Origin of the sequence: Streptomyces sp. NBC_00038, from assembly GCF_026343635.1 — a bacterium.
In the GTDB taxonomy this organism is placed as follows: Bacteria; Actinomycetota; Actinomycetes; order Streptomycetales; family Streptomycetaceae; genus Streptomyces.
This window is the reverse complement of the sequence record NZ_JAPELQ010000001.1, coordinates 6,035,061-6,052,160: the sequence shown is the minus strand read 5'-3', so window position 1 is coordinate 6,052,160 and position 17,100 is coordinate 6,035,061. Positions and strand designations below refer to the sequence as shown.

13 protein-coding genes are annotated in these 17,100 nt (G+C 69.8%); 7 read left to right on the top strand and 6 right to left on the bottom strand.

Annotated elements, in window-relative coordinates:
• Positions 1-29 precede the first annotated feature (29 nt).
• The gene (locus OG219_RS27350) at positions 30-1,223 is read right to left on the bottom strand and encodes an RtcB family protein (protein ID WP_266836250.1); all 1,194 of its coding nucleotides are present in this window, start codon (positions 1,221-1,223) and stop codon (positions 30-32) included.
• A gap of 169 nt (positions 1,224-1,392) precedes the next feature.
• On the opposite strand from OG219_RS27350, the gene OG219_RS27345 reads away from it, so the two are divergent.
• The 3 genes from OG219_RS27345 (at position 1,393) to OG219_RS27335 (ending at position 4,829) form a co-directional block, all read left to right on the top strand.
• Positions 1,393-2,247 (top strand): DUF3558 domain-containing protein, encoded by an 855-nt coding sequence (locus OG219_RS27345; RefSeq protein WP_266830753.1) that lies wholly within the window; start codon positions 1,393-1,395, stop codon positions 2,245-2,247.
• Positions 2,248-2,394: 147 nt separating this feature from the next.
• Positions 2,395-3,255 carry a DUF3558 domain-containing protein gene (locus OG219_RS27340; RefSeq protein WP_266830751.1) on the top strand — a complete coding sequence of 287 codons (861 nt, stop codon included), beginning with the start codon at positions 2,395-2,397 and terminating at the stop codon, positions 3,253-3,255.
• Positions 3,256-3,419: 164 nt separating this feature from the next.
• Positions 3,420-4,829 (top strand): DUF2637 domain-containing protein, encoded by a 1,410-nt coding sequence (locus OG219_RS27335; RefSeq protein ID WP_266830749.1) that lies wholly within the window; start codon positions 3,420-3,422, stop codon positions 4,827-4,829.
• A 102-nt stretch (positions 4,830-4,931) separates the two neighbouring features.
• Here OG219_RS27335 and lysS read toward each other — a convergent pair whose 3' ends face one another.
• Positions 4,932-6,671, bottom strand: a complete 1,740-nt coding sequence (gene lysS / locus OG219_RS27330) for a lysine--tRNA ligase (protein WP_266830747.1) — start codon at positions 6,669-6,671, stop codon at positions 4,932-4,934.
• 177 nt (positions 6,672-6,848) lie between these two features.
• On the opposite strand from lysS, the gene argS reads away from it, so the two are divergent.
• Positions 6,849-8,612 (top strand): arginine--tRNA ligase, encoded by a 1,764-nt coding sequence (gene argS, locus OG219_RS27325; protein WP_266830745.1) that lies wholly within the window; start codon positions 6,849-6,851, stop codon positions 8,610-8,612.
• 40 nt (positions 8,613-8,652) lie between these two features.
• The gene (locus tag OG219_RS27320; RefSeq protein ID WP_266830743.1) at positions 8,653-9,576 is read left to right on the top strand and encodes a DUF4253 domain-containing protein; all 924 of its coding nucleotides are present in this window, start codon (positions 8,653-8,655) and stop codon (positions 9,574-9,576) included.
• 24 nt (positions 9,577-9,600) lie between these two features.
• On the opposite strand, the gene OG219_RS27315 is transcribed toward OG219_RS27320, so the two are convergent.
• Together OG219_RS27315 and OG219_RS27310 are read right to left on the bottom strand one after the other, a co-directional pair.
• Entirely contained in the window at positions 9,601-10,503 is a 903-nt protein-coding gene (locus OG219_RS27315; protein ID WP_266830741.1) for an SAM-dependent methyltransferase, read from the bottom strand.
• A 137-nt stretch (positions 10,504-10,640) separates the two neighbouring features.
• On the bottom strand, positions 10,641-11,936 hold the full coding sequence (locus tag OG219_RS27310; RefSeq protein ID WP_266830739.1) for a helix-turn-helix transcriptional regulator: 1,296 nt from the start codon (positions 11,934-11,936) through the stop codon (positions 10,641-10,643).
• Positions 11,937-12,151: 215 nt separating this feature from the next.
• Between OG219_RS27310 and OG219_RS27305 the strand changes: the two genes are divergently transcribed.
• Positions 12,152-12,862 (top strand): DUF4232 domain-containing protein, encoded by a 711-nt coding sequence (locus OG219_RS27305; protein WP_266830737.1) that lies wholly within the window; start codon positions 12,152-12,154, stop codon positions 12,860-12,862.
• A gap of 10 nt (positions 12,863-12,872) precedes the next feature.
• Here the strand turns inward: OG219_RS27305 and OG219_RS27300 are convergent, their stop codons facing one another.
• Positions 12,873-14,087, bottom strand: a complete 1,215-nt coding sequence (locus OG219_RS27300; RefSeq protein ID WP_266830735.1) for a PLP-dependent aminotransferase family protein — start codon at positions 14,085-14,087, stop codon at positions 12,873-12,875.
• Between the two features lie 135 nt (positions 14,088-14,222).
• On the bottom strand, positions 14,223-15,215 hold the full coding sequence (gene hemB / locus OG219_RS27295; protein ID WP_266830733.1) for a porphobilinogen synthase: 993 nt from the start codon (positions 15,213-15,215) through the stop codon (positions 14,223-14,225).
• 454 nt (positions 15,216-15,669) lie between these two features.
• Between hemB and OG219_RS27290 the strand changes: the two genes are divergently transcribed.
• Positions 15,670-17,079 carry an FAD-binding oxidoreductase gene (locus OG219_RS27290; protein WP_266830731.1) on the top strand — a complete coding sequence of 470 codons (1,410 nt, stop codon included), beginning with the start codon at positions 15,670-15,672 and terminating at the stop codon, positions 17,077-17,079.
• Positions 17,080-17,100: the final 21 nt, after the last annotated feature.

The window sequence follows — 17,100 nt, the reverse complement described above, 5'->3', positions numbered from 1 at the left end:
CCCCGGCCTCTGACCGGGGACCTCGTGCGTCAGCCCTTCACACAGACAACCTGCTTCAGCTTGGCCACGACCTCCACGAGGTCGCTCTGCTGCTCCATAACCTGCTCGATCGGCTTGTACGCACCTGGAATCTCGTCCACGACGCCCGAGTCCTTGCGGCACTCGACACCCCGCGTCTGCACTTCCAGATCCTTCGTCGAGAAGCGACGCTTGGCCGCGCTGCGGCTCATACGCCGACCCGCGCCGTGCGATGCCGAGTTGAAGGCCTTCTCGTTCCCGAGTCCCTTCACGATGTACGTCGCCGTACCCATGGAACCCGGGATGATCCCGAGGTCACCGGCACCCGCCCGAATCGCGCCCTTGCGCGTCACGAGCAGGTCCATCCCGTCGTAGCGCTCCTCGGAAACGTAATTGTGGTGACAGCTGACCTCCTTCTCGAAAGTCGGCTTCGCCTTCTTGAACTCCTTGCGGATAACGTCCTTCAGGAGCGCCATCATGATCGAGCGGTTGTACTTCGCGTACTCCTGCGCCCAGTAGAGGTCATTCCTGTACGCGGCCATCTGCGGAGTGTCCGAGACGAAGACCGCGAGGTCACGGTCGACCAGGCCCTGATTGTGCGGGAGCTTCTGCGCGACGCCAATGTGGTACTCGGCGAGTTCCTTGCCGATGTTGCGGGACCCGGAGTGGAGCGTCAACCAGATCGAACTGTCCGAATCAACCGATACTTCACAATGGTGATTCCCGGCTCCGAGTGTCCCCATCTGCAAAACGGCCCGCCCCCGCCGGAACTTCACCGCCTCCGCAACCCCATCGAACCGCCCCCAAAAGTCATCCCACCCCGCGGTGGCCAGCCCATGGAACCGCCCGGGCTCGACGGCAGAGTCATGCATCCCCCGCCCCACCGGAATGGCCCGCTCAACCTCCGACCGAAGCCGCGAAAGATCCCCCGGCAGGTCGTTGGCGGTGAGCGACGTCTTGACGGCAGACATCCCGCACCCGATGTCCACCCCCACCGCCGCAGGACACACCGCATCCCGCATGGCGATGACGGACCCGACCGTCGCGCCCTTCCCGTAATGCACATCCGGCATCACGGCGAGCCCCTTGATCCACGGCAGGGTCGCCACGTTCTGGAGCTGACGCAGCGCCACGTCCTCGACCGACGCCGGGTCGGTCCACATGCGGATGGGGACCTTGGCGCCCGGTACCTCTACGTACGACATTTCGTTCTCTTTCCCCCGGAAACAAACAGAAGTCTCAAAACGCAAAACCGGCGCCAAGGTCTACGTATGGGACAACGGACCGGCGTTCACGGCAGTGCGTGCGATACACATTGTCTCCAGGGGCCGCCCCCACGCGGCAACCGAATAACCACAGGAGAGGAGCCTGACCGTGCAGCGGAAGGCGTATGTACCCGGCGTCGCCGTGCTCCTCGCGGCGCTGCTGGCCGGCTGCACGGGCAGTTCGAGCGACGGCGGCGCGACGGACGATTCGAAGCCGGGCGACTCCAGTACGACGGCACCGGCGGCCCAGCCCGGCAGGTACCGCACGCTCCCCGAGGCCTGCGCCGCCGTCGATCACGGCACCCTCGACTCGCTGCTCCCCGGCATCAAGCAGATCAGCGACGAGGAGCAGCGCGACACGGCGTACGAGGGCACGCCGACGCTCACGTACGACACCGACCGGCGCGTCGGCTGCCGTTGGAAGGTGGAGTCGACGGACGCCACCGATCACCTCTTCGTCGATTTCGAGCGCGTGGTCTCGTACGACTCGGTGAGCGACGACAGCAAGGCTTCGGGTCTGTACGCGGGCAAGGAGACGGCGGCGGACCTCCCCGAGCCCTCCGCTTCCGAGAGCTCGGAGAGTGAGGAGAGCGGGGAGAGTCCGGACGCCGGCAGTTCCGCGTCCCCGTCTGACTCCGCCTCCGGCAGCGCGAGCGCGACCCCCTCTTCGACGTCCTCTTCGACGTCCTCCGCCTCGCCCTCCGCGAGCGCGACCCCCACCTCTCTCCAGCCCCGCACCCTCGACGGTCTCGGCGACGAGGCGTACCTGAACGACACGCTCAGCTCCGCTGGCTCGACGGCTCAGCAGCGCACGGTGACTGTGGTGTTCCGCACGTCGAATGTGATCGTGACGATCCAGTACGACGAGCAGCCGGCGGTCACGGGCGAGGTGCCGGACAGCAAGGAAATGCAGGACAGGGCGCGGAATCTGGCGGCGAAGCTGGCTGACACGCTCGACGGTTAGCGGGTCGGGAGGGGGGTTCGGGCCCCGGGCGCAAAGCCCGCGAAGCGGGACCGTCCACCTTGCTCACCGCGTACCGTGGCCCCTCGGACCCGACCGGTCGCACGTTCCATGTGCGGCCGCACCACGAGCGCCACGAGTGAAGGAACCATGCACCGACCAGTACAGCGAGTAGGCCGAGTACCGCGACTCACCCGCATCCTTGTCAGCGCAGCCGCCGTCCCGGTGATGCTTGTCGCCGCGGGCTGTTCGTCGGATTCCGGCTCTGATTCCGCCTCCGGTGACGCGAACAACAGCTCCGGTTCGAGCCCTGACGCGCAGGCGTCCGCGAGTGCTTCGGCGAATGCCGTGCAGGCTGCCGCGTACGCGACGTTGCCCGAGTCCTGCTCGGTGTTGTCGGACAAGACGCTGGGCTCATTGGTCCCGAAGGCGGCCAAGTCGGGCAAGAAGGGCACATCGGACGATGTGTCCGAGCGTGGCAACTGCTACTGGACGAGCCTCGACAGCAACGGCGTGGACGGCTCGCAGTACCGCTGGCTGAACGTGGCTCTGCTGCGTTTCGAGTCGGACTCGCGTGGCTCGGGCGACGAGCAGGCGCACACGTACTTCGAGAAGCAGGTCACGGCCGCGAAGGCGGTGACGGGCGCGAAGAACACGAAGTCGGCGCCGGTGTCCGGTACGGGCGACGAGGCGACGGCCGTGAGCTACGACCTGAAGAAGAAGGAAGGCGCCTTCAAGCAGCAGACGATCGTGGCGCGCGTGGAGAACGTCGTCGTCACGCTCGACTACAACGGTGCCGGTCTGGCGGGCGAGAAGCCCCCGTCCGCCGCCACTCTGCTGAAGTCGGCGGAGAAGGCCGCGAAGGAGGCGGTGGCGGCGGTGACCGCCGCGAACAAGGAGGGCGGCGCCGGGGCGAGCGCGTCCCCCTCGGGGTCGGCCACGAAGTCCGCATCCCCGTCGAAGTCGGCCTCGAAGAGCGCGTCACCTTCCAAGTCGGCTACGAAGAGCTGACCCGGCGAGAGCCGGTCCTGCTGCTCAACTCGTAGTCCCACCAGGCCATTTGCAGGAGCCCGGCCCCTTACAGGGACCGGGCTCGTGCCGTACCGGGCATCCGGGCGACGCACACATGTGCCACCCTGTTGCGCGCAACGACAAGTAAGGGGAGGGAAGTACGGGTGTCCGCGCCGATTCAGCTCACACGCACGCACCGGATTCTCATCGGCGTGGTTGTCGCCGGTGCGGTCGTCATCGCGGGCATCGGCTTCGCCGGCTCGTACGCGGCCGTCCGCGAGCTCGCGATCCAGAAGGGCTTCGGGAACTTCAGTTACGTGTTCCCGATCGGCATCGACGCGGGCATCTGCGTCCTGCTCGCCCTCGACCTTCTCCTGACGTGGATCAGGATCCCCTTCCCGCTGCTGCGCCAGACGGCGTGGCTGCTGACCGTCGCGACGATCGCGTTCAACGGCGCGGCGGCCTGGCCGGACCCGCTGGGTGTCGGCATGCACGCCGTGATCCCGGTGCTCTTCGTGGTCTCGGTGGAGGCGGCCCGGCACGCGATCGGCCGCATAGCGGACATCACGGCGGACAAGCACATGGAGGGGGTCCGCCTCACGCGCTGGCTGCTCTCTCCGATCCCGACGTTCCTCCTGTGGCGCCGTATGAAGCTGTGGGAGCTGCGCTCCTACGAGCAGGTCATCAAGCTGGAGCAGGACCGCCTCGTCTACCAGGCGCGGCTCCATTCCCGCTTCGGGCGCGCGTGGCGCCGCAAGGCCCCGGTGGAGTCCCTGATGCCGCTGCGGCTCGCGAAGTACGGTGTTCCGCTGGCGCAGACGGCCCCCTCGGGTCTCGCTGCGGCGGGCATCGAACCCGTACTGCTGCCCCCCGCGCCGGAGTTGGAGGTAGCCCGCGAGCCGGAGCCGACGGCTCCGGCCCTGGGGAGCAACGGGGCACCTGCCCGGGAACAGCTTCCCGCCGCCGAGGCGAACGAGCCCCCCGAGCAGCTGGACGACTACGCCGAGGCGCAGAGTCAGTGGCTTCAGGCGCGGGACCCCCAGTCCGTCGCGTACGAGGGCGGCTACGACCCGACGTACGACCCGAATGCCGCGGACGAGCAGTGGTACGCGGAGCAGCAGCAGGCCGAGCAGTTCGGGGAACAGCAGCAGTACCAGGCTCGGCAACAGTTCCAGGCACGGCAGCAGTTCGAGGAACAGCAGCAGTTCCAGGCGCGCCAACAGTTCGAGCAGCAGCAGTTCGAGCAGCAGCAGGCGTTCCCGCAGCAGCGGTACGAGGAGCAGCCTGCCCCCGCCCCGGAGCCCTCTCCGGAGGACACCGGTACCTTCCCGATCCCGTCCGGTCCGGGCCGGACCCGTGAGATGGGTGCGGGCGGCGGCTCGGAGCCGACGGAGGAGGACTACTACCTGGTCTTCAAGAAGTCGATAGACGGCAGCTATCCGACCTCGGGCCAGTTCAGGGGTGACGTGGAGGCGACGTTCGGCACCACGCTCCCGCAGCGCGAGGCCGACCGCTTGGTCAAGCGCTTCACGAACCGTCACACGGCGGATCTCCAGGAAGAGCACATCGCGTAAGCGGGTCACAGCAGGTGAGTGCGTACGCCGATGGGGGCGCCCGGTGACTGATCACCGGGCGCCCCCATCCTCGTAGAACCGTAGAGCCGTAGAGCCGTAGCCCTACGCCCCGAGCAGCTTGCGCACCCGGTCCTGGCCCACGGCGAGCAGCAGCGTGGGCAGGCGCGGACCGGTGTCACGCCCGACCAGCAGGTGGTAGAGCAGGGCGAAGAAGGTGCGCTGGGCGACCTTGATCTCGGACGGGAGTTCCTTGGCGGTGGCGTCGGCGGGGAAGCCGGCCTGGACCTTGGGGACGCCGTAGACGAGGTGGGTCAGGCCGTCCAGGGACCAGTTGGCGTCGAGTCCGTCGAGGAGCAGGCGCAGGGATTCGCGGCCCTGGTCGTCGAGGGACTTCAGGAGCTCCGTGTCGGGCTCCTCACGGACGACGGTGCGCTCCTCGGCCGGGACCTGGGTGTTGATCCAGGTCTCGGCCTTGTCGAGCCGCGGCCGGACCTCGTCCAGTGAGCCGAGCGGGTTCTCGGGGTCGAGTTCGCTCAGGATCCGCAGGGTCTGGTCCTCGGCGCCGGCGGTGATGTCGGCGACGGAGGCGAGGGTGCGGTACGGCATCGGGCGGGGTGTCCTGGGGAGCTCACCGGCCGCCGTACCCACGGCTCGCGCGTACGCGGCGGCGTCCGCCGGAAGCACGGAGGCGTCGGTCACCTTGCCCGCGAGCTTGTCCCACTCGTCGTAGAGCCGCTGGATCTCCTGGTCGAAGGCGATCTTGAAGGACTGGTTGGGGCGGCGGCGGGCGTAGAGCCAGCGCAGCAGTTGCGGCTCCATGATCTGGAGGGCGTCGGCCGGGGTGGGGACCCCGCCCTTGCTGCTGGACATCTTGGCCATGCCGCTGATGCCGACGAAGGCGTACATGGGCCCGATGGGCTGCTTGCCGCCGAAGATCCCGACGATCTGGCCGCCGACCTGGAAGCTGGAGCCCGGGGACGAGTGGTCGACTCCGCTCGGCTCGAAGACGACCCCTTCGTACGCCCAGCGCATGGGCCAGTCGACCTTCCAGACCAGCTTGCCGCGGTTGAACTCGTTCAGCCGGACGGTCTCGGAGAAACCGCAGGCCGAGCAGGTGTACGTCAGCTCGGTGCTGTCCTCGTCGTAGGCGGTGACGGTCGTCAGGTCCTTCTCGCAACGCCCGCAGTAGGGCTTGTACGGGAAGTACCCGGCGTCCGAGCTGCCGTCGTCCTCGGCGGCGGCGCCGGAGCCCTCGGCGGCCTCCAGCTCGGCCTCGTCGAGGGGCTTCTGCCCCTGCTTCTTCGCCGGGCCCTTCTTGGTCCGGTACTGCTCGAGGATCGCGTCGATGTCCCCGCGGTGCTTCATCGCGAAGAGAACCTGCTCGCGATAGGTGCCGGAGGTGTACTGCTCGGTCTGACTGATCCCGTCGTACTCCACGCCCAGCTCGGCGAGCGAGGTGGTCATCGCGGCCTTGAAGTGCTCGGCCCAGTTCGGGTACGAGGAGCCGGCGGGCGCGGGGACCGAGGTGAGCGGCTTGCCGATGTGCTCGGCCCAGGAGTCGTCGACGCCGGGGACGCCGGCCGGGACCTTGCGGTAGCGGTCGTAGTCGTCCCAGGAGATCAGGTGGCGTACGACGTGGCCGCGCCGCCGGATCTCGTCGGCGACGAGGTGCGGCGTCATGACCTCGCGGAGGTTCCCGAGGTGGATCGGGCCGGAGGGGGAGAGACCGGACGCGACGACAACGGGTTTGCCCGGGGCCCGACGCTCCGACTCCTCGATGACCTCATCCGCGTAACGGGAGACCCAGTCGGTGGTCTCGGTGCTCTGAGCCACGATCGGCACGTCCTCTTTTTCTGGAGTTCCTTCGGGAGCAGCCGGTACGGTCACACGGCTGACGGGCTCATTCTCCCAGCTCGGCCCTGAACCGCGAAAACGGCTTTTCAGCACATGGGATACTGGGGTTTCGTAGCTCTCTCAGCTGTCGAAACTCCGGAACCCGAGCAGAACGGCACCCACTCCATGGCCTCGGTCACGTCCCTCACCGCTTCCGTCCATCAGCGCCTCGCGGACGCCCTCTCGGCAGCTCTGCCGGAGGCCGGTTCCGCCGACCCGCTGCTGCGCCGAAGCGACCGGGCGGACTTCCAGGCCAACGGGATCCTGGCCCTCGCGAAGAAGGCGAAGGCGAACCCGCGGGAGCTGGCGACGCAGGTCGTGGCGCAGGTGGCGGCCGGTGACGTGATCAAGGACATCGAGGTCTCGGGACCCGGCTTCCTGAACATCACGATCACCGACAAGGCGATCATCGAGACCCTCGCCGCCCGGTACGACGACGACCGGCTCGGCGTACCGCTGAAGGAGAAGCCGGGCGTCACGGTCATCGACTACGCCCAGCCGAACGTCGCGAAGGAGATGCACGTCGGTCATCTGCGCTCGGCCGTCATCGGCGACGCACTGCGCGGCATGCTCGACTTCACCGGCGAGCAGACGATCGGCCGGCACCACATCGGCGACTGGGGCACCCAGTTCGGCATGCTCATCCAGTACCTGATCGAGAACCCGGGCGAGCTGGCCCCCGCCGAAGAGGTCGACGGCGAGCAGGCCATGTCGAACCTGAACCGGGTCTACAAGGCCTCGCGCGCCGTCTTCGACGCCGACGAGGACTTCAAGGAGCGGGCCCGGAAGCGGGTCGTCGCCCTCCAGTCCGGGGACAAGGAAACCCTCGACCTGTGGCAGCAGTTCGTGGACGAGTCGAAGGTCTACTTCAACTCGGTCTTCGAGAAGCTCGACATGGAGATCAGGGACGAGGAGATCGTCGGCGAGTCCGCGTACAACGACCTGATGCCCGAGACAGCGCGACTCCTGGAGGAGTCCGGCGTCGCCGTGCGCTCCGAGGGCGCGCTCGTGGTCTTCTTCGACGAGATCCGGGGCAAGGACGACCAGCCGGTGCCGCTGATCGTGCAGAAGGCGGACGGCGGCTTCGGCTACGCGGCGTCCGACCTCTCCGCGATCCGCAACCGTGTCACCGACCTGAACGCGACGACGCTGATCTACGTCGTGGACGTCCGCCAGTCCCTGCACTTCAAGATGGTCTTCGAGACGGCACGCCGGGCGGGCTGGCTGACCGACGAGGTCACCGCGCACAACATGGGCTACGGCACGGTGCTCGGCGCGGACGGCAAGCCGTTCAAGACCCGTGAGGGCGAGACGGTCAAGCTCGAGGACCTCCTCGACGAGGCCGTCGAGCGGGCCACGGCGGTCGTGCGTGAGAAGGCCCAGAAGGTGGGCCTGACCGAGGAGGAGATCGTCGAGAACGGCCGGTACGTCGGGATCGGCGCCGTGAAGTACGCGGACCTGTCGACGTCGGCGAACCGGGACTACAAGTTCGACCTGGACCAGATGGTCTCGCTCAACGGCGACACGAGCGTGTACCTGCAGTACGCGTACGCCCGGAACAGGTCGATCCTGCGCAAGGCGGAGGGCGCGTCCCCGGTCGCGCACCCGGAGCTGGAACTCGCCCCGGCCGAGCGGGCGTTGGGCCTGCACCTGGACGGGTTCGGCGATCTGCTCACGGAGGCGACGGCAGAGTACGCACCGCACAAGGTGACCGCGTACCTGTACCAACTGGCGTCGCTGTACACGACGTTCTTCGACCAGTGCCCGGTGATCAAGCCCCGCCCGGCACAGGAGATCGCCGAGAACCGCCTGTTCCTCTGCGACCTGACGGCCCGCACGCTCCACCAGGGCATGGCTCTGCTGGGCATCAGGACGCCTGAGCGACTCTGACCCGACCCCGTTGTCAGTGGCTCCCCCTAAAGTCACTGGCATGGCAACACTCCCCAACCCGCTGCCGAAGCTGGCGGCCGACCCGAGCGGCCGCACGCTCGGGCTTGAACTCCCGCCCGGGAAACTGATCGACGCTGGGGGCACCTCCCACGCCCTTAAGGCAGTGGGGGAGGGCGAGGGCGCCTGGCCCGAGCCGCTGCTCTGGCACGCCGACGCACCGGCGGCCCCCGGAGCCTGGTCGGCGCTGGAGCCCGCCCGGCGGACCTCCGGCCTGCTCCCCCTCCTCGTGGACGTCGGCGGCGCCCAAGGCGGCCTGGAGGAGTGGTTGTTGAGGCCGGCCGACGTGTCGTACCCCGGGGATCACGACGCCGAGGAGGTGCTGGCGGAGTTCTGGGAGGAGTACGCGGCGGACGAGCTCGGCGCCGACGAGGACTACCCCGGCAGGCAAGCCGTCGTCGAAGTCTTCGGCGAGCCCAACACCTACGACGAGACGATCGCCCCGCACGGCCCGGAGTGGCCGGGCCTCGCCCCCGCCACCACGCCGGCCACACCCACCACCGACCCCGACGCCCGCGCCGCCGAGATCGCCGACTCGCTCACGGACAGCGGCTCCTGGCTGAAGGAACCGCGCCTCGCCCTGGTCCCCGCCCGCCGCAGCGCGGACATCCCGGCGGCGATCGGCTGGTCCGGTCCCGTGAACTACGAGGGTGACGTCGCGCGCCTGTGCGCAGTACTCCGCTCCTGGGAGGACCGCTTCGGCATACGCGTGGTCGCCCTCACCTTCGACCAGCTCGTCCTGTCGGTGGCCGCCCCGCCGACCACCACGGCGGAGGCGGAGGCGGTCGCCGCCGAGCACTTCGCGTTCTGCCCGGACAACATCACCCAGGGCGACTACGAGGCCCTGCGGGCGTATGCGGCCCACGAGATCCTCGACCAGCAGGTGTGGTCCTTCTGGTGGGACTGACACCGGCCGGCCAGGAGTCCCTACCTAAGCCTTGCGCCCCATCGCCGCGTACACGTTGATGTCCGCGTCCGTGACGTCGTTGATGTCGCGGTAGCGGACCTTCTCGATGTCGTCGAGGGTGGCGAGGTGGGCGGGATCGGCCCGTTCGGGGAGCGGGGCCGCGCCGTCGGGGCGCCAGTGGTGGGCGGGGACGACGCCCGGGTCGTCCGGTTCCAGGCCGTTCTCGGTGAAGAAGCGCTCGACCTCCGCCCTGGAGCGCAGCACGAAGGTGAATCCGCGCTCGGTGTAGGTCCGTTGGACCGCGCGGACGTTCTCGGGGTTGAGGTCCTCGGTGAGGTGGCTGAGGACGAGCCGGCTTCCGGACGACAGCGCGTCGACGAGCTCGCGGACGATCGGGTAGGCCTCCGCGTCCTCGACGAAGTGCAGGGTCGCCACGAGTCCGAGTGCGATCGGCTGGTCGAAGTCGAGGGTCTTGGCGGCCTCTTCGAGGATCTGCGCGGGCTGCTTCAGGTCGGCGTCGAGGTAGTCCGTGAGGCCCTCGGGCCCGCTGGTGAGCAGAGCGCGCGAGTGAGCCAGAACCACCGGGTCGTTGTCGACGTACACGACCCGCGAGTCCGGGATGATCCGCTGGGCGATCTGGTGGACGTTCTCCTGCGTCGGCAGCCCGGTGCCGATGTCCAGGAACTGGCGGATGCCCTCTTCCCTGGCCAGCGTGGTCACGGCGCGCCGCAGGAAGTCGCGGTTGTGCCGGACGTCGAGGTAGCCGCGCGGATTGGCGGCGAGGGCGGCAGCGGCGGCGGCCCGGTCGACCTCGTAGTTGTCCTTGCCGCCGAGGAAGACGTCGTAGACGCGCGCGGGGTGCGCCTTGGTGGTGTCGATCCTCTTTCTCAACTCGGCGGAGTCCTGGCCGAGAGCGTCACCGGGCATGGGCCTCTCCCTGGGGAGTCGCGTCATTCAACGGGCAACAACCCAACTCCCAGGGGGACTTGATAGTGCCCGGAACTCGATCCGCGAACCCGATCCGGGACCGCAGGCCTCAGCCCTCGACCGATCCGCCGGCGTTCTCAGCCCTTGATGTTGGGCTCGTACTCGTCCCTCCACCACTCGGAGTCGCCCAGCGGGTACGCGTACGCGGGCCGCCCCACGTTCCCGCTCGTCCGGAACGGATTGCCGTTGTCGTCGATGCGCACCGTGCCCTTCTCCGTCCCGCTGGACCAGTCCAGCTCCAGGTACCAGCTCACGTCGTGGGCCTTCGAGTCCGCGAACACGTAGAAGACCTCGGGGTCGGACTCACTGACCTTGTAAGGGAAGTCGCGCTGCCCCGCCTTGGCCGCGACCGCGGGACTTCCGGCATCCAGGTCCACGACGAACGACTTCGTCTCCACGCCGCCGCCGCAACCGATGCCCATCGCGAAGTCGTTCCAGGCGAGCGGCGCGCTCTTCGTCACCACGCGCACATGCAGCGCGTCCAGTACGACGGTGGCCTCCCCGGTGCCCTGCACGGTCAGCGCGACCATCTGCTCCCCGGCGGCGACACCGCCGAGCGCGGTGACCCACCCACGCGCCTCCGACTCGCTCGGCGGCGGGGGCACCCGCTCGGCCTTCCGGTTCACCAGGTAGTGCTGGCTGCACGGGCCGTCCCACTTGTACGGGTTGGTGGCGACCGCGGGCGCGGTGGCGCCGTCCATGGAGCCGCCGTTCTGGGCGGCTGCTCCACCGCTCGCCGACGCGGACACCGCAGGACCCGTGGGACTGCCGCTGCGCGAGGCGGACGGCGAGGCCGACTTCCCCTTCGAGCCCTGCGAATCACCGGTATCGGCGCCACTGGGACTGTCGGCGACGGACTCCGAGGCGGCGACCCCCACGGACTGCTTCTTCCCCTGATCGTCATCGCCCTTGCCGGGCACAAGATTCACCACAAGCGCGACCGACACGACGGCCGCTGCCACGGCGGCACCGGCGAGGACGGCGGTACGCCGACGCCGCACCACCGGCGCGTCCGGCACGACCCCGCGCTCGATCTCCGGGACGGCCTCGGACTCCGGCTCAACCCCCGCTCCGGATCCGGCAACCGCCACCGGCGCAGCGACTGCGGAGGCTCCCTTCTGCCCCCGCCGCGCATCCGCCAGCACCCACCGCCGATGCAGCTCCACCAGCTCATCGGGGGTCGCCTTGCACACCCGGGCGAACCGTTCCACGGGCGCGTAATCCGTCGGTACGGCGTCCCCGTTGACGTACCGGTGAAGCGTCGACGCACTCATGTGGAGCCGCTTCCCCAGCACTCCGTAGCTGAGCCCGGACCGCTGCTTCAACTGCCCCAGGAGCTCCGAGAACTCGTCCCCCGCCACGTCCCCCGCCACCGTTCCTCACTTCCCCACGTCCCAGATCCGCGTTCCAGGGGACCATCGTTCCACCAGGTCAGAGGCACTGTGAGCGTTCCAGCGTCCCGGAAACACCGGCAGCTGTGGCGGCTGGGACGGATCACCGCACAAGCTGTGGCCATCAAAGCACGCCGCTCCCGGCACCCGGTCGAGCGGCCTGCATCAACACCCGTTCCACACCAGGGGGATCAGCCATGTCCGCACGCACCACCCGCAACCGCATGCTCGCCGCAGCCGCGATCACGTTCGCCACACTGACACTGGCGGCGTGCAACGACGGAGGGGGCGTCCGCGAGGAGGGCACGTCGACGCAGTCACCCATCACCTCAGCCACCCCATCGTCCCCGTCGTCCCCGTCGGACAAGACGAACGAGGGAACGTCCACGGGAGCCGACCAGGCCGCCAACGGCACGACGGGCTCAAGCGGGGCCACAAACTCCACCGGATCCACCGGATCCACCGGCTCGAACGACTCGAACGACTCGGCCCCCACCTCCGCCCGCTGCTCCAGCACCACCACCCGCACGACCGCCACAGAGGTCTCCCGCCCCCTGAACCACCTGCTCCTCACCGTCACCAACATCGGCTCGGGGAACTGCAACCTCATCGGCTACCCGGCCGTCCGCTTCGAAGAGGCCCAGTCGGTCCCGCCTGCCTTCGAGGACTCCAAGCCGCAGGCGGTGGTCACGCTGGCCCCGGGTGAGTCCGGCTACGCGAGCGTGCTCCTCTCGGCAGCCGACGGCAGCGGCTCCAACGGCTACACGGCCAAGTCCCTCTCGGTCCTCCTCAACAACAGCACGGGGGACGCGTCCCACCCGTCGCTCCCCGCGAAGGGCGTGTACGTCGACGACTCGATCGGCGTCTCGTACTGGCAGTCGACCATGGCCGACGCCCTCACCTGGTGACTCAGCGGGCTCAACCGGCAAGCGCCAGCCCGGCCCCCAGCCGCCGCAGCCCCTCCCCGATCTTCTCCGGCGTCTGCGTCACGAAGCACAGCCGCAGCGTCGACCGGTCGGGCTCGGCCGCGTAGAACGGCGCACCGGGGACGTACGCCACCTCCTGCCGCACCACGGTCGGCAGCAGCGCGGTGGTGTCGTACGTCTCCGGAAGTCGTGCCCAGAGGAACATGCCGCCCTCGGGCCGGTCCCAGACCGAGCCTTCGGGGAGGGCGTCGGCGAGGCCGGCGAGCATGGCGTCCCGGCGTTCGCGGTAGACCGCCGCGACCCGCGTGACGTGCCCGTCCAGGTCGTTGTCCGCCAGGTAGCGGGCCGCGGCGAGCTGGTTGACGGTCGGGGTGTGCAGGTCGGCGGCCTGTTTGGCCACGGCGCACGCGCGGCGCAGTTCGGCCGGGGCGCGCAGCCAGCCGAGCCGCATACCGGGTGCCATGACCTTGGAGAAGGAGCCGAGCAGGACCGTACGGTCCTCGGCGCCGGCGTACGACGCGATCCACGGCACGCGTTCGCCCTCGAAGCGCAGCTCGCCGTACGGGTCGTCCTCGACGATCCACAGCCCGTGCCGGGCGGCGACGGAGGCGACGGCGGCCCGCCGCTCACCCGGCAGCGTACGGCCCGTCGGGTTCTGGAAGGTGGGCACGGTGTAGAGCAGCTTGGGGCGTTCGCGCACCACCAGCTCCTCCAGCGCCTCGGGGTCGACGCCGTGTCCGTCCCCCGGTACGGCCACCACCCGCGCGCCCGCGAAGCCGAAGACCTGGAGGGCCGCCAGATAGCAGGGGTTCTCGACGAGGACCGTGTCCCCGGGTTCGAGCAACGCGGTGGCGAGCAGGGAAAGGGCCTGCTGGGAGCCGGTGGTGACGAGCAGGTCGTCGGGGCCGGTGGCCGGCCCGCGTGCCGAGGTCCGCGCGGCGAGCGCGGCCCGCAGCTCCGGCTCGCCCTCCGTCGTGGAGTACTGCAGCGCCTGCGCGGGCACCTCGGCGAGGACCGCCCGGTAGGCGGCGGCGATCCCGTCGACGTCGAAGAGCTCCGGCGCCGGCAGCCCGCCCGCGAAGTTGATCACCTCGGGCCGCGCGGTGACGGCGAGGATGTCCCGTACCGGCGAACCGCCGATCGAGCGGGCCCGGGCGGCGAGCGGCGGCACGGGGGCAAGGGCAGGGGCGGGCTCGACGACGGTCATGACTCGGCTCCTTCGGCTGCGACAGCGACTCCTGCCGCAGCCTAGGGATGTACGTGCCGTCTACAAGCGGGTTTCCGGGATACGGACGCGGCCACCGGCGGGAAGCAAGAGGAGGCCCCCTCGACATCGGCCGCCTCAGCGCAGCTTCTGCGCGACCTCCGTCGCCCAGTACGTGAGGATGTTCCGCGCCCCGGCCCGCTTGATCCCCGTCAGCGTCTCCAGAATGGCCCTGTCGCGGTCGATCCAGCCCTTCTCAGCGGCGGCCTCGATCATCGAGTACTCGCCGGAGATCTGGTACGCGACCACGGGCACGTCGACCGCGTCCGCGACCCGCGCGAGGATGTCCAGATACGGACCCGCCGGCTTCACCATCACCATGTCGGCGCCCTCTTCGAGGTCGAGCGCCAACTCCCGCATGGATTCCCGGACGTTCGCCGGGTCCTGCTGGTACGTCTTGCGGTCGCCCTTCAGGGACGAGCCCACGGCCTCCCGGAACGGGCCGTAGAAGGCGGAGGAGTACTTGGCGGTGTAGGCGAGGATCGAGACGTCCTCGCGGCCGATCTGGTCCAGGGCGTCACGGACGACGCCGATCTGGCCGTCCATCATCCCGCTCGGCCCGACGACGTGCGCCCCCGCGTCGGCCTGCACCTGGGCCATCTCGGCGTACCGCTCGAGCGTGGCGTCGTTGTCGACGCGCCCCTGCTCGTCGAGCACACCGCAGTGACCGTGGTCGGTGGTCTCGTCCAGACACAGGTCGGACATCACAAGGAGCTCGTCACCGACCTCGGCACGCACATCACGCAACGCGACCTGGAGAATCCCGTCGGGATCGGTACCCGGCGTACCGACCGCGTCCTTCTTCGACTCCTCCGGCACCCCAAAGAGCATGATCCCGGAGACCCCGGCCGCCACCGCGTCCGCGGCCGCCTTCTTCAGACTGTCCCGGGTGTGCTGCACGACGCCCGGCATCGCCGCGATCGGCACAGGCTCACCGATGCCCTCGCGCACGAAGGCCGGAAGAATGAAGTCGGCGGGATGCAGCCGGGTCTCGGCGACCATCCGCCGCATGGCGGGAGTGGTCCGCAGACGCCGCGGCCGCGTACCGGGAAAGGATCCGTACGTCGTCATACACACACGCTACGCCCGCCCCGACACCCCCTTTGCCGACGCGACGTCGGCGCGAACACCTCCCACGTGCAACCCGGAAACCTGGGCCGACACCCCCCGGACACCCCACACCCCACACCCCACACCCCGCAGCCGCCCACCGGCGGGAGGGGGCGTGCCGGTACGTCCAAAGCCCGTCGCGTACGCCCGCGTCACCGGACGTTCCACCACTCGCCCAACGTCTGATCCGGCGGCGACGGGCGGACGTACCGGCACGCCCCCGACCCACCCACCCGGCGCCAGCCCCCACCTACACCCCCGCATGCGAGCCGACCACCACAGGTCCATGCTGGAAATAAGGCCCCCAACGACGGGCCGCAACCAGGACCCCGCAGGCACTGACGCCGGCATCAGACCAGAACCGCCGCCGTCCCTCCCCCGCGCACCCGCCCGGCCCGCGCTCAAGGAGGACGCGATGACCGCCCCCGCACCTCACCACCCGCACGCCACCCCCGACCTCTTCGCCCTCTCCGACATCCGCGGCCCAGTGCTGCGCCCCGGCGACCCGGACTACGCCGCCGAAGTCACCGGCTTCAACCTGGCCGCCCGCCACACCCCCGAAGTGGTCGTCGGCGCGACCGGTGCCGACGACGTCGTGGCCGCGATGCGCTGGGCGACAGCCACCGGCACCCCCGTCGCCGTACAGGCCACCGGCCACGGCGCGAACTTCCCCGTCGAGAACGGCCTGTTGATCAACACCTCGCGCATGACGGACGTACGGATCGACGTGACCGCACGCACCGCGACGGTCGCCGCCGGAGCGAAGTGGCGCCACGTCCTGGAGGCGGCCGCGCCACACGGGTTCGCCGCCCTCAACGGCTCGTCGACGGACGTCGGCGTCATCGGCTACACACTGGGCGGCGGGCTCCCGGTGCTCGGCCGGGCGTACGGCTACGCGGCGGACCACGTCCGCTCGTTCCAGGTCGTGACGCCCGACGGAACGCTGCACGAGGCGGACGCCGACCACGAACCGGAACTCTTCTGGGCCCTGCGCGGCGGCAAGGGCAACGTCGGCGTGGTGACGGCACTGGTCTGCGACCTGCTCCCGCTCTCCCGCGTCCTCGGCGGCGGAATCTACTGCCCCGGCGAGCACGCGGAGGCCCTCCTCAACGCCTTCGCGGCGTGGACCCCCACCCTGCCCCCGCAGATGTGCACGGCGTTCACGATCCTGCGCCTGCCCCCACTCCCACAGATCCCCGAACCCCTGCGCGGCGGCTTCTGGGCCCGGGTCGCGGCGATCTGGACCGGCGACCCCGCGGAGGGCGAGCGCCTGCTCGCGCCGATCCGCGAGGCGGCGCCGGTGGTGGTCGACACGGTGGCGGAGATGGACTACACGGCCGTGGACCAGGTGTACGCGGAGCCCCAGGACCCGCTCCCCGCAAGGGAGTCGTGCGCCCTGATGCGCGACCTGACCCCCGAAGCCGTACGGACCTTCCTGGACCAGGTGGGCCCGGCAGCCCCCACCGACTACCCGCTGCTGTTGGTCGAGCTGCGCCACATGGGCGGCGAACTGGCCCGCCCCGCCGCCGTCGAGGACGCGGTCTGCGCGCGCGACGCGGGGTACCTGCTGGAGACGGTCGGTGTGCTCGCGGGACCGGAGGCCGCCGCGGCGGTCGAGACGGCCACGGTCGCACTGAACGCCGCGATGGCGCCGTACGGCACGGGCAGGACCATGGTCAACATCCACGGCGCCCCGGGCGACGAGGCCGACCGCGCACGAGCCTGGACCCCCGAGGTCTACGCCCGCCTCCGCCGGACGAAGGCCACCTACGACCCGGCGAACCTCCTGCGCTTCGGCCACGCGGTGACGCCCGCAGCCGCATGACCGCGAACGCAGTGACGCCCG